The 12,842-nt window shown below is 58.1% G+C and carries 10 protein-coding genes and 5 pseudogenes; 6 read left to right on the top strand and 9 right to left on the bottom strand.

What is annotated here, in order from left to right; translation table 11 throughout:
- Positions 1-948: 948 nt before the first annotated feature.
- Positions 949-1,416: pseudogene (locus HHL24_RS36455) on the top strand (IS6 family transposase); the annotation flags it as partial.
- A gap of 13 nt (positions 1,417-1,429) precedes the next feature.
- Here HHL24_RS36455 and HHL24_RS36460 read toward each other — a convergent pair.
- Both HHL24_RS36460 and HHL24_RS36465 read right to left on the bottom strand, forming a co-directional pair.
- Positions 1,430-1,684: pseudogene (locus tag HHL24_RS36460) on the bottom strand (IS6 family transposase); the annotation flags it as partial.
- 111 nt (positions 1,685-1,795) lie between these two features.
- A pseudogene (locus tag HHL24_RS36465) lies at positions 1,796-2,656 on the bottom strand (SMP-30/gluconolactonase/LRE family protein); the annotation flags it as partial.
- 636 nt (positions 2,657-3,292) lie between these two features.
- Here HHL24_RS36465 and HHL24_RS36470 point away from each other — a divergent pair.
- Positions 3,293-3,745: a hypothetical protein gene (locus HHL24_RS36470; RefSeq protein WP_169490120.1), complete on the top strand. Its 453-nt coding sequence runs from the start codon at positions 3,293-3,295 to the stop codon at positions 3,743-3,745.
- 509 nt (positions 3,746-4,254) lie between these two features.
- Here the strand turns inward: HHL24_RS36470 and HHL24_RS36475 are convergent.
- From HHL24_RS36475 to HHL24_RS36490, 4 genes and pseudogenes are all read right to left on the bottom strand, one after another.
- Positions 4,255-5,607: a hypothetical protein gene (locus HHL24_RS36475; RefSeq protein WP_169490121.1), complete on the bottom strand. Its 1,353-nt coding sequence runs from the start codon at positions 5,605-5,607 to the stop codon at positions 4,255-4,257.
- Positions 5,608-6,429: 822 nt separating this feature from the next.
- The gene (locus HHL24_RS36480; protein WP_169490122.1) at positions 6,430-6,639 is read right to left on the bottom strand and encodes a hypothetical protein; all 210 of its coding nucleotides are present in this window, start codon (positions 6,637-6,639) and stop codon (positions 6,430-6,432) included.
- 34 nt (positions 6,640-6,673) lie between these two features.
- Entirely contained in the window at positions 6,674-6,838 is a 165-nt protein-coding gene (locus HHL24_RS36485) for a hypothetical protein (RefSeq protein ID WP_169490123.1), read from the bottom strand.
- 546 nt (positions 6,839-7,384) lie between these two features.
- Positions 7,385-7,695, bottom strand: a pseudogene (locus HHL24_RS36490) (IS6 family transposase); the annotation flags it as partial.
- A 430-nt stretch (positions 7,696-8,125) separates the two neighbouring features.
- Here HHL24_RS36490 and HHL24_RS36495 point away from each other — a divergent pair.
- Complete coding sequence (locus HHL24_RS36495; protein WP_169490124.1) at positions 8,126-9,043, top strand: sterol desaturase family protein; 918 nt, start codon at positions 8,126-8,128, stop codon at positions 9,041-9,043.
- A 212-nt stretch (positions 9,044-9,255) separates the two neighbouring features.
- Entirely contained in the window at positions 9,256-9,642 is a 387-nt protein-coding gene (locus HHL24_RS36500) for a hypothetical protein (protein WP_169490125.1), read from the top strand.
- A gap of 529 nt (positions 9,643-10,171) precedes the next feature.
- Here HHL24_RS36500 and HHL24_RS36505 read toward each other — a convergent pair.
- The 3 genes and pseudogenes from HHL24_RS36505 to HHL24_RS36515 form a co-directional block, all read right to left on the bottom strand.
- Positions 10,172-10,680: pseudogene (locus HHL24_RS36505) on the bottom strand (transposase); the annotation flags it as partial.
- A gap of 378 nt (positions 10,681-11,058) precedes the next feature.
- A complete protein-coding gene (locus HHL24_RS36510) occupies positions 11,059-11,382 on the bottom strand; it encodes a CcdB family protein (protein ID WP_169490126.1) in 324 nt (107 codons plus the stop codon).
- On the bottom strand, positions 11,382-11,663 hold the full coding sequence (locus tag HHL24_RS36515) for a type II toxin-antitoxin system CcdA family antitoxin (protein WP_169490127.1): 282 nt from the start codon (positions 11,661-11,663) through the stop codon (positions 11,382-11,384). The genes HHL24_RS36510 and HHL24_RS36515 overlap by 1 nt, the downstream gene beginning before the upstream one ends.
- A gap of 429 nt (positions 11,664-12,092) precedes the next feature.
- On the opposite strand from HHL24_RS36515, the gene HHL24_RS36520 reads away from it, so the two are divergent.
- Together HHL24_RS36520 and HHL24_RS36525 are read left to right on the top strand one after the other, a co-directional pair.
- On the top strand, positions 12,093-12,377 hold the full coding sequence (locus tag HHL24_RS36520) for a type II toxin-antitoxin system Phd/YefM family antitoxin (RefSeq protein ID WP_169490128.1): 285 nt from the start codon (positions 12,093-12,095) through the stop codon (positions 12,375-12,377).
- Complete coding sequence (locus HHL24_RS36525; protein WP_169490129.1) at positions 12,377-12,718, top strand: type II toxin-antitoxin system RelE/ParE family toxin; 342 nt, start codon at positions 12,377-12,379, stop codon at positions 12,716-12,718. Before HHL24_RS36520 ends, HHL24_RS36525 begins: the two co-directional genes overlap by 1 nt.
- Positions 12,719-12,842: the final 124 nt, after the last annotated feature.

Consider the following 12,842-nt stretch of genomic DNA (forward strand, 5'->3'; position numbering starts at 1 on the left):
TCTGTTCCGCCGTTCCCGTCGCGTTCAATCGTTCGCGATCTATCATGGTCTCCGCGCTTCGCTGGTGACCACTGGGCTCCAGTCGCCCGCAAAGTTTCCCGCGTGGAGCCGCATGGGATAACCGTCTACCAATCCTGATTGCTTATGCCTTCGTCACCGTATCCCGATACCGATGCGCAGGCCGAACTCCTGACTTATCTCGTAGTTTCGCAGCTACTTATGCGTCACCGGGCGGGGAGATGGCTGACAGTGGAGCTTGTGGTTGCATCTACGCGTCTCTGGCTTCAATCCCACGGCGACCGCATTGACTGGCTACAGCGCATAGACCTGGCCAGCCGCGCCCGAGGATTGGCGGAAGACATGACGAAAATCGAGGGGGTAACCATCGACGCTAAGGGCTTGCGGCAGGCGCTCTTAGGTTGCCAACGGCCGGACTTCCGCTCTCCCGCAGCGGCCAGGATTTACAGTTTCTGCATAGACTTCGTTGTCGATCGGAATGCCGCTAGAAGCCGGGCGCGCCCTGACTAGCAATAGGCACCCTCAAGCCGCTATCAACGCTTCCGGCGTGAGCTCCCCAAGACCAGAATATGTGTGATCAATATCGAGCGCGCGAACGCAATCTACGGTTAGTCAGACCTGACGTCCACGAGGTCGCGAGACATTTACCTCTCCAGAGACACGGGAGCCGTGACATTGCATCGTTTAGAGTTCGGAACGGCGAACTGGTCTACGGTCGACCACTGGTTTCACGACGTCACTTGCCACTGCGGTACTGGTTCTTTGCGCTTGTCATGGTACTGATATGTTTCTTCGATAGCGCCGAAGGCTGACGCGCCCCTGCGCCTTCTGGCGTCCCGATTCGACTATCTCGATGCCCGCAGCGGTTGTGGTGCAAATAGGCTCGGCGAATCAGTTAAAGTATTCAGCCTGACAAACTGGTGGCCGGTGATGAGCAAGCGCAAAGGTCTGGAGGGGATATTCGATGGGCGGCATTTTGATCGGGAGATCATCATTCTCTGCGTTCGCTGATACCTTCGCTACAAGCTCAGCCTACGCGATCTGGTCGAGATGATGGCCGAGCGGGGATTGTCGCTGGCACACACCACGATCATGCGCTGGGTAAAGCGCTTTACGCGGGAGTTCGTCAAGCGCTGGAACCGGTTTGGCATACCCACAGGCCCGTCATGGCGTGTTGACGAGACCTATCTGAAGATTCGTGGCAAGTGGGTCTATCTCTACCGCGCGGTAGATCGGGTCGGCCAGACAGTGGACTTCATGCTCAGGGCGAAGCGCGATGTGAGCGGGGCCAAAGCCTTCTTCAGCAAGGCCACCGAACATCAGGGCCAGCCACCCGAGACGATCACGCTCGATGGCATTGTCAAGTTGGCGGCTGTAACCCAACTGCGCGGTACAAACGTACGTATACTTATCAAATAACTTTCTTGATTGCGGCACAGACAGTCCAACTATGCCATGTGCCGAGGCGTTCTTTTAGTATGGCGCGATGCCCTGCGGCGTTCATCTGATGTCTGGGAAGCGCGAAGTGCTGACGAATCGGGCCGAAGCATGAAAGAAAAGCCTGCGTGCGACGCGCATCGCGAAAGCCACACATCTGGCGTTCGCGCCTACGGGTTCGCTGGTGGCTGTTCTCGGCGCGGTTGTTCACGCGTACGGCCGCCTTGACGTTGCTTCCCGCCGGAAAGATTTGCTTTTCATATGGCGTGACCGGGCCAGGGCCACCGCGCGCATTGTGATATTCCAGTGCGGAGGTTGTCATGTCACAAGAACAAGTGCCGTTGATGAAATCGAAGTCGTGCTGGAACGCGAGCTTGCGGTGCGAATCGGTGAAATACATGCGCGTATTGTCCGGGCTCCAGCCGAGACCGTTTGCCACCGTGAAGCCGGTGTCCATCTTGATCCATGAGCCGTCGGGGTCGACCTTGAACAGGTTGCCGCGGTTCGGCGCCGCGCCCATGTCCATCGTGCCGACCCACAGGCGGCCCATGCGGTCGCATTTGCCGTCGTCGTAGCGATTGCCGGGCCGGTCAGCCTCGAGGTGGGACGGCCGCGTCAGCGTGCCGCTGTCGTCTATCGTCATCAGGCCGTTGGGCGTCGCGATCAGCAGTCCGCCCGTTGCCTTCGGAATGACGAGGCTGACCATCGAGCCGAGCTTCGTTTCGGTGTCTTTGCCCGTCGCCACGTCGAAGCGAGGAATCGCGGGAGTCAGGATGTCGACCCCGTAGAGCGCTTCGTCACGCGGCGACCAGAGCGGACCTTCGCCCAGCAGCGACGGAATCTGGCTGACGCAGCGGACCTCGGCGTTCGACTGAGTTTCCGGTTGTCCCTTCGCCGAGATCGACATCGAGCGGCCACCTGCGTTGTGTGAAATCTTGCGTGCGGCGCCGATGACGGTCGCCGACAGACTATGCGCGCGCGTCTCATCCAGTTCCGTCAGCGTGCCAGAGATCGCGAGCGCGCCGATGGGCCGCTCTTCGAAATCGAAGATGGGCGCCGCCAATGCCACGGTATCCGCTGAACTCTCGCAGATCGCCAACGCATAGCCACGCGCGCGCGTCAGATGGTGGGCTTTCGGCCCGGCTGGCCTATAAGCGACGAACTTATCACAGCCGAAACGCGATGCCGATACGAATGGCAATTGGCATTGAAGCGGGTGTTCGTCAACCCATCTGATCGCCGCGCGAGCGCATCGACACGCCCGCGCACACCCTCTGGTGTCTGAACACCAGGTCCGATTTCCGTGTTCGCGGTGTCTTGCTTGCTTTTATTGGGAAGCACAACTTGCCCAACCGCGTCGCAGTTGCCTCAGGTTATTTCATCTCGGTTGAATCACGTGCGAAGAAGGCTGCGCTGCTGTTCGATCGGTTCGTCTTGTTCGGGATGAGTTCACTGCGCGGTGAGAAAGGCTATCGCAGAGCACCTGGTTGGGACGGCTGTCCAAAAGAGAACTCCCCGGAGCGCTGATCAGGGTGTTATCGGTCTAGGCCAGAGCGGCGGGATTATGGACTATTTCGGCGGCGTGCTCGACTGCGTTAGCCAAGGTGCGTATCGCGATTGGCTTTGTTCGATAGCAACTGGGCGAGAGGCCTTATGCTCTGCGGACGTTTTAAGGTGACTTCGGGGCGGGCGGGGGGGGCCGAATTCGAACAGTCGCGATTCGGCCTTATGGAAAGCTTCGCATAAGGCCGAACAACGGCCAACAACGTGGGTATCCACGACTGCAGTTGGAAGCCGGAAACAGAGGCTCCGGCGTTGCACGTTTCGACACAGGAATATGGATCACGACTATGGCCAGTGCGGTCATTCGAGCCTCAACGGCAAGCGTTTTTCGAACGCCCTTCAAACCTTCCGGCGCGAACTAGGTCGTGCCAACTTGAACCGATCGTTCGTCATCGTCATCGTCATCGTCATCGTCAGCTGTCGCGCCAGCGACTGGAAGGGAAAATCCGACCGAGAGGCGCTGCAAAACGAACTGCCTTTCGAGGACGTCGAGGAGATCAGGATTCCCCACGGGAATCCCGACGAAATCCTTCTCGCGCCCATCTTTAACACTGAGAAAAAACAGACATCGACGGAGGATGCACCGAAGGCCACGCCGAGCGAGTTTTTGTTGGTCCAACTAGCGCCCCTGAGCAGCGAGCAGAAGTTGCTGATGTCTACGAGAGCTTCATCGTGCGTCTTGCCTCCTTCGCCTTGTCCGTGTCGCCAGCTATGCGGATTTCCGTGAGGGAAGAGGTGGCGCCGCTTCAATCCGGCGAGCGCCGCGAACACTGACGCCGCCTTCGACAGCGCTTACTTCTTGCATCTGTGTCTTACGGTTTTGCAAATACAGAAGCTCCTGATGGTCCGTTTTTCCAGTTCCAGGCTCGACGCACTCTGCAGTTGCAAAGTCCTCGATCCTAAAACCCTCAACCGAACCGCCGCTGGTCGGCAAGCGCTCTTGGTTCGCATTGTTTTCCTTCTAGTCCGAGCGAAGCTTGTCGAACTTGCCGAAATACCTCGCGGTAATCTGCTTCCGGCTGTGCCCGAGGTTTTCGCTCACCTGCTCGAGAATGCGGTCCATTTCTTCCTTCGGCATCTGATCAGCGGTCCCGCCGAGAGTAGCCGGAAGCAGGCCCTTCGCGATCGGCGCAGTTTTCTCTCCTCAACGACCGGGTACGTCGGGTCTGCTGAAAGGGCGCGCCGTTCCGCGGGCAGCCCCGCCGCCACGGAGTTCTGCTGAACTGTCGATTCAGGTCAGAGCGAAACGATCTGTCGCAATAGTTCCAGCGCTTTCATCTCATCCAGCCGCCCGGTCCGTGCTTTCCCTGCGAGCGTCTTGATCAGCGCTTCTGCTATTGGTTCAATGCCCATCAGATCGTCCAGGCTCGTCACGGGAGCAGAACGGCGCGGCTCCGCAATGACCTTTGTGACGGAGGCCGGCGCAGGCTGCTGGTGAGAGGCGGACGGTGGCACATCGTTGTCAACAGTTTGACGGATCGCCAGATTGGAGGTCGGCGGGAGTACTGGATCCAGTTGCTCCACGACTGCCTTCGCCACGGCGGCGTCGCTGGCATGATCCGCCTCGAACGGTTGGGTGTGTCGATCGCCCGCCGTTTTGGCCTTCTTACCCGCGGACTTTCTTGCCACCGCCGCTTCCGGCCTTATCGCAGCTGATAGCTCCTGTTGATCAGATGCAGGTCGACCCGACTGTGGATCAAGCAGAACTGACACCGACTCAGGAATGTCCGTGACTGAACGCGGAATGTCCAGCCAGGCAGTTGGCAACCCGAGGCGTTCAGTAAAACGGCTGGCTTCGGCGTCGTCCATGCGCTTCTGCCCATACAGACGATTGTCCAGGTTGGAGGCGCTGATACTCATTACCGCGCTGAGTCGTACCTTCGATCCCTTACGGGCGGTGAGTACGTGCAGGTTGGCGCGACGAATGTTTTGCAGAGCCGCCACGTCGTTCAACGGCAAGGATTGTTGGGCCCCCGACTTCAGGGACGCTTTAGCTTTCGCTGATGCCGGTTTCGACGAAGTAACCGTGGTAGTCCTTGCCCCTGTGGGCTTGCTCTTCGCGACGGCCTGTGGCGAGCCGCCATCGGTTCTCTTTGACATTTCTGGTTCCCTGGGCAAACGGTCAGTCGAGGTAGGGTGGTGGTGCGCTAGTATTGCAGGCGCCGGTTCCGATGCCTGCTCGTCCGCCGATTCCGGTTCAGCATTAGCGCGAATAAAGTCAAGCGGCGCCTTCAAACGACTGATGGTCTCGGATGTGAGGGCAGGGTTGGGTTGATCGAAAAACCCATCGGGTAGCCCGAGCGTCGTTTCAATGTGGAAGGCCGTCTCGGGTGTGAATCTCTCGCCGTTTATTAATTCGGCCACGCGCGTCAGGTTGGAATCGAGTCCCAGTGCAATATTCTCTGCGCCCACCGCATCGACCAGCCATTTAAACGAACGCGTTTTGAAAATGGATGCCGTCGGGGTTGGATCCCCGGCAGGTGGCTTCTTTACGTATGGCTTGTTCTGTCGATGAGAAGTCGATGGTTGGCGCGATTGACGCGGGCCCTTGTCTCGAGGTCCCGGATATCGCCCATGTGGCTGATTCATAAAATGGGGCTCTCCGCCGGTGAAATCACTATCAATGCAGGGATTATAAGCGAGGGGTACTCACGCCGGGCTTGTCGTCAGCCAACGAGCCGTTCTGGTGACCCAAACGCTGACGGCGTTGCTCCCGTCGGTTGTAGTGCCAATAGAGAAAGCGAGCGAGAAGCCGCCGGTTTGCGCGTCAACTCAACAAACTGAAAGCTTGTCTATCCAGACAACAGGCGCTGTAGTCTCTGCGAGCCGCACGTCGGTCAGACCGAGTTGGCCTCAGCGAATGCGATGCATCGGTTCGATCCGGGGTGCGTAACGGTGGAGTACCGGAAGCGTTTGAAGCCGCGCATGACGTCCGGCCGCAATTTGACGTTGCGATGATTCCGGTCGATCCGGTTTCAGGTGCCTGGACGATTTCAGCGTTATCTCTTCAGGCAGAAGTCCTTCTACTTTCATCTCGCGCGCCGCACGATGGGACGCTGCGTAGGCGACGGCTACGGTGCTCCCCTAAGTAGACACACATTCGCTAGGGACCAGCAGCGGCGTGAGTGGAGGCCAACGCGATTGCAGATGACGGACGCGGCACACCGGCAAGCGGGCCTATCTAACGGGAGGAATTCGAACACCGGCGCTCTAAGTGGGAGACCGCCGCATTGTGCCCCAAGGGGCGTTCCGCAGGGCAACAATACACAGCCAGGTTCGCCGCTAGCTCATCTGCTCAAACGGATCCAAACTAAGGAGGACAGTCTGCTGCCCGAGAGGGTTAAGCCAACGTGAAAGATCGATACAGTTCAACGCTGCGATCGCGCAAAATCGTCACCCCTTGTAAATCGTTCAATGAATCGAGTCCCGGGTGTTGAAGAGACTATGCGAGTCCATCCAGTCGTACGATTCGTTGCTGTGCGCCCACGCCCAGTTCCTTGCTGTCTCACGTTTCTTGCCAACCGCCTGTGCGGCCTCATCGGACGGTGAACCTCCGTCGTACCTGTCGTTCGTGCGCTCAGCGCGGCCGATGTTTCTGGATTTCGATGAGTCGTAGTTCATTGCGGTTCCTGTTTGTGGTTGTTGTCAACGCGTATCAATCCTGCTCCACCAGCTCATCGTGCATCGACGCTGCAAGAAGCTCGGCGAAGCGCTCAAGCGCCGCGACTGAGCCGTGCACTGTGCGGTACTCCTGACGTCCAATCTTCGCGTCAAGAACCACCGTCATTCCCGATTTCCGAGCCAGGTCAAGGATGTCCATCTGATGCTCCGCACCGTTGAATCATGCGATTCTGTTAGCACTCTGATCCGCGTGAACGGTTTGTCCACACAATTCATTCTAAGCACTATGCGCTGGGCATCAACGCAGCCACGCGAATTCACAGTTTTCAAAACGACAACAATAGAGACGGCGACCGGATACTGCCCAGTCCCATCCGCATTCCGAATACGATGAAATTCAAATCGTCGGAAGATTGACCGCGAGCTTAGTCCGCGATTGCGTCTGCCACACGGACCTGATTGCAGGCAACGCAGGTTCGATGCTGCGTCCGGTCGGCAGGCGGACGGGCTCCGGATAAAAATGGCGATCTAGCCAAACGTGAATGCATAGCCTGATACTAAAGCGCAAATTGCCGGTGCATTTCGCGGGTACAACCTGCCATAGATATGTCCAAACCAGCTCGCACCATCACCCACGGACGCACGCAATCAAGCTTGACGCCGAGTACCTCCACGAGGGAAGCGTCGAACGGGCATTGTCAAGTTACCGAGAGTGAGACGGCACTATGGCAGAAGTGACGGCTGGTCAGAAGGCAGTCGACGGATTTTGGGCGAGTTCAGTGAATTCGCGCCATGCAACAAACCGGGCTGCGAGTTGCTTGCGATAAAGGGAGGTACTTATCACGTGTCGCGTCAGTGCGAAATGTTGCCGTATCGGCCCGAAGCACGAGCGAAATTTTTGTGTGCGTTTCGGGTCGCGAAAGCCGTGCATGCGACGCCCGCGTTCGCGCGCCGTTTGGTGGCTGTTTCCGCCCGGTTGTTCAGCCGGGCAGCCGCTTTTACGAACACGTGCTTTACGCCCACCAACTTCGGAATTTCGGCCTTTGCGGCCGGATACCACGCCTTACTTTCGAGTCCGGCCATGTCACTTCGATGTTTTGCGAAAACCTGCGGCTTGATTTTCGTTCGCCGATCGCGCGAGACGTCTACTCGTTCTGTCTGACCAGCTCATCAACACCCGTTGGTATTGACGCGATTACAGCGCGGGTACCCCGTCGAGCCGCTGCCCGCCAATTTATCCCACGTCGTTGGAGCGCCTCGGCGCGGCGGTGCCCAACGAATACACGATTCGCGCAACGATGTCGGACTGACAAAATCGGCTGCGAGGCCCGTCTGACAAGGCTCCGAGCCGCATGACATACGGTGAAATAACTTCCGCATGGCCTGTTGCGGGAGCCATAGCTAAAGTGCGCGTATCGGATGCGATGCACTGATCCACAACCTCACCGCAGACGATACCCCCGGCCACTACCGTTATGGCATCGTCATGGAACAACTTGGAAAATTCACGCTATATGTCACGGCTTTCGTCATTGCCGTATCGATGGTCGAAGCCGTCTGGCTCAGTCGGAAAAACCGCAACGCGGCCACGCCATTTGCGTGGCACGAAGTGTGGCTTTCGCTCGTCGACGTCGTCGCGCGCAAGCTGCTCGCGCTGCTGCCGCTCTCGCTCGCGACACCTGTGTTTGCGCTAGCCTGGGAGCATCGCATCTTCACGGTGGAGCTCAATAGCGCGCTGATGGTGCTGGCGCTCTTCATCAGCCAGGAATTCTGCTACTACTGGTATCACCGCGCGTCGCATCGTATTCGTTTCTTCTGGGCCACGCACGCCGTGCACCACTCGCCGAACCAGTTGACGCTTTCCACCGCGTACCGGCTCGGCGTGACGGGCAAGCTGTCGGGCTCGGCGATCTTCTTCGCCCCGCTCGTGTGGCTCGGCGTGCGCCCTGAAGTCGTTCTGCTGACGCTATTCATCAACCTCATGTATCAGTTCTGGCTGCATACCACGTGGATTCCGAAGCTCGGCTGGCTCGAATATGTGTTCAATACGCCGTCCTCGCACCGCGTGCACCATGCGTCGAATGTCGAATATCTGGATGCGAACTACGGCGGCGTGCTGATTATCTTCGACCGGCTGTTCGGCACCTACGTCGAGGAACGCGCCGACGAACCCTGCCGCTACGGGCTCGTTACGCCGACAACCTCACGAAATCCGTTCGTCGTCGAGTTCGAGCACTGGGCGACGCTAGTGCGGGACGTGGTGAAGGCGAAGAACGTGTGGACCGCCATCAATCACGTGATCCAGCCGCCGGGCTGGATGCCGGGTGGCGGCGGCGAAACCACGGAAGAACTGCGCCGCAAGAGCAAGACAGCGCGTGACGAGTGCGAAGTGGCCAACGGCTGATGAAGTGATGGAGCAGTGAAGGGCAGGGCACGTGGATTGGAATGCGCCCCGCCTGTTTGTCTGTCTGTTTGTGAAGATGATGCTGGTCCGCTTGTGTGAGCAGTGATCTCAGTCCGCGTCACACGGTGAATCATAGCTATCCTACGTCCCCCGGCTGCACCGGCATATCCGACAGTGGGCGAGACGCGGCTCCCTGCAGAAGGACGACGCTCATGGCACCACCGCTTGCCAGGGAAACAGTCGAGGGTTGCTGGCTCTTATCCGATCCTATGCTGGGCATTGGTGGGGCGGTTCGTTGGCCACCGATTTATTTGGCGGACAAATTCATTTCCTGTTTTCGCGAAACCTTTGTGACTGCCGACGGGACGCTATCCACGCTACTCTCGTCCTCTTTTGCGGTGCATCGCGAATGGGTCGAAATCGAGGCGGGCAGGCCCCTGCAGATCGCGGACGTCAGAGATCACGCGCTCCGACTTGCGCCCGTACAGCTCAAGGTTGTCGCGGAAAGGTGTTTCACGCGTCCCGAAAATTTCGACGGCATTTGTTTTGCACTGACAAAGGCCCGGGCGATTTGTTGGCCTTGTTCGATATGCGAGTAATGAACGACCTGCGCATAGTGAGTCGACAGGGTCTTTCGACTTGCCAGAACGAGATCAAGGATGCGTTGAGAACGCTCGGGATTGATCTTCGGAAACGGGAGTCGCTGATTCATCCAGTGGGTTCGCTGCCCGAACGCCGTGTTGCGGTTCTGACTGGCAACAATCGTTTTAAAATATGCCCTTCCATGGCGTTTGTCTGGCGAGATTTGGAAGGTACTTCAAAGAGCATTTATCGATCTCGGCTTTGAAACCCTCGTATTGCACAAGTATGGCAATACCCTTGGCGATCGTCTGCGTTTCGCTCGTGCAGCACATGGTGGCGCTGCTCGTCTCGTTGAGTGCACGCATATTAAGGCGTGACTGCGGCGCATCGAGAGGAACGGGTAGGTGGACCCTGCGAGCGCTCACTCTACCCCACATGCGCAGCCTTCAATCGCGCGATCATATGATCGAGACCGGTCGCAGAGGAGACGCATGAGAACCGGAGCGGTATTGCGTCATCAGGCATCCCGGCGGGCTATGTGATTCGTCAAGCGTTCGGGGCGGATCTCGGTTGAAGGAAGGCGCCGTCACGCAGCATGGCGAACAGCACGTCGCACCGCCGTCTGGCAAGAGCAATGAGCGCTTGATTGTGGCGCTTGCCCTGCTGGACCTTGCGAGCGTAATAGTCCCGCGAGATCGGATCTCGCAGGGCAGCAAAGGCCGACAGGAATAGCGCGCTCTCGAGCACTTTGTTTCCTCGCCTGGAGGGGTGTTCGCCGCGGATGGAAGAGCCCGAGCGTCGGGTGACGGGGGCGAGGCCGGCGTAAGCGGCAAGATTCGCAGCTGAAGCGGAGGCTTTGTGGGCGACTTCCGTGAGGAGTCTGGCGGCGGTCCTGACGCCGACTCCCGGCATGCTGGTCAGGACCGGCCAAAGATGGTGTGCATGCACCCGCTGTTCAACTTCGCTGGCAACCTCGTCGCGTTGTTTGCGCAAAGATGCGAGCTGCTGGGCAGGCGATGCATGACGATGGTTGCTGCCTGCGTGCCGGGCACGATCGCGATGATCACTCTGCAATGCGTATCGCGGCTGCGGGGGAGCTTGTGACAGAGGGTTTAGTGCGTCGAATCCGGTCGACCGACCAATGCAGCGCATGATTTTGTGTTGAGAGTCTCGTGAATGTCTGGTGCCGCGCTTGCCATCGATCGTGCGCCGTCAGACGGACCAAACGAGAAAGTATGACAGGCCTTGGATCGCTGGTGGGCTGCGCGTAGCCAACTGATCACTTCACCTTTTATTCGAAGGGCCCTTCACCTCCTACGCTCATCTGCAGCGCGAAAAGTCCGCTGCCATGTTCGACTGAGCGTCGAGCGATCCTGTCGAAGTGGTATTGCGTCGATTCTCTTCTGGAAAGTTTGCCAAGGGCCGGCGATTGATCAGTAAGCGCCGAACAGCCGGTTGAGTGCGGCCAGAACCCGGCTCTGTTCGGGTTTGAGCGTTCCGGTCGCAGGACCAAGCTCACTGGTTCTGATCGCGCCGAGGAATGGCGTTTCCAGTATGAACTTTTCTCCGCCGATCTCTACGATCGGAGCCAAATCCTGGGCGACCTCGCCGGGTGTGTAATTGCCAGCCACGCGTGTCAGCGGAATAACGACCCGCGAGATCAGACTGCCCAGATGATCGCTCTGCACATCGAGGAGGTACGGCGATTTCGCCCCGGACCTCGATGAAGGGTTGTTGTACAGATCAAAACGGGCCATCAGAACATCCGGTGTTCGTCGAGCGGCAAGCCGTCGTGCTCGATGCGTGCGTTCATCTCGGCAATGAAGCCCGCGTGCTGGGCCGCCCACGCGCGCGCTTCGGCCTCCTGAACTTCCTCGCGCAGACCCCGTTCGCTTGCACGCGAGATGTTGACGTCCAGCTGTTTCGCGCGGTCAAGCAGGTCGGTTGGCAACGACACGTTGGTGGGTTTGCGCGTAGCTTTCCGCACCGGTTGAGATTTGGCCGGTTCGCCAGACTGCCGAATTTGTGCGGAAATCATGTGCAGCTCCTATGCGCATAAACATGCGCATAGGAGCTGCACAGCCGTGCGCACGCGAAGTGGCGGTCGAAATAACCTGACGGCATCCTCGGCATACGACTTTACAGAACATAATCGATCGTTTTTCGTGAACTTTTTAGTTCAAATTTACGGCGTCGTTTGCAACCCGCTTGTCCGGTAGTGCGCCACTTGAACAAGTAGGGCCGACCAGCGCGCTGCTTCGCCCGTGACCCGTGAGCGGGCGATGCAGGAAAGGGCGGCGCGTTCATGGCGACCAATCAACTGGTGCCGAGTTGCAGCGTATTTTGTGGATGGGCAAATCGAGTCCCTGATGACAGCTCACGAGCGGCCAGCCTGATTCAGGACTTTGCATAAAACTGAATTTAGTCTATATTCAGTTTGATTGTGATGACGAACGGAGAATGGGACATGCGCCTGGCAGACCACGTAAAGCCAATCAGCTACCTCAAAAGCGACGCAGCGCAGATCGTTAAGGATTTGACGGCTTCTGGCGAGCCGCTGCTCATCACGCAGAATGGCGAGGCGAAGCTCGTCGTGCAGGACGTGCAAAGCTACGAAGACACCCAGCAAACGCTGGCGCTGCTCAAGATCCTGGCCTTAGGCCAGAAGGACATCGAGCAGGGAAAAATCAAGGATGCCGATGAGTTTCTTGCCGAGCTCGACGACCTTGACCGGAAGGAGAAAATCCGCTGATGGGGCAGGCCAAGTTCAAGCTCCTGATTCTCGAAGAGGCACAGGAGGATACGAAGGATTTGCGCCGCTACATCCTCAAAAGCTTCGGTGCCGAGACGTGGAAGCAGACGTGCGCGGAACTGACCGTCACGTTTGCCAATATCAGGCAGTTCCCGCAGAGCGGTTATGTCCCGGCGGAGCTTTCAGATTTCGGCGGTCTGAATTTCCGGGAAGCGTTGAGTGGCCAGAATCGGGTTATATATGAGGTGCGCGACGACACGATTTACATTCACGTCGTCACCGATACGCGCCGCGATCTACAAACGCTTCTCCAGAAACGACTATTGCGTTCCCGCTGGTAAATTCAGTCTTATTGGCGTTTCCACACTGTAGTGCCGGACCACTCGTCAGATGGTGGCACCCGCTCGCTCCCGGAAAAGCTCGCCATAGCGGAGAATGCTAATTTCCAATACGCAACTAACCGTC

The sequence above is a fragment of the Paraburkholderia polaris genome (assembly GCF_012927345.1).
Classification (GTDB): Bacteria; Pseudomonadota; Gammaproteobacteria; order Burkholderiales; family Burkholderiaceae; genus Paraburkholderia; species Paraburkholderia polaris.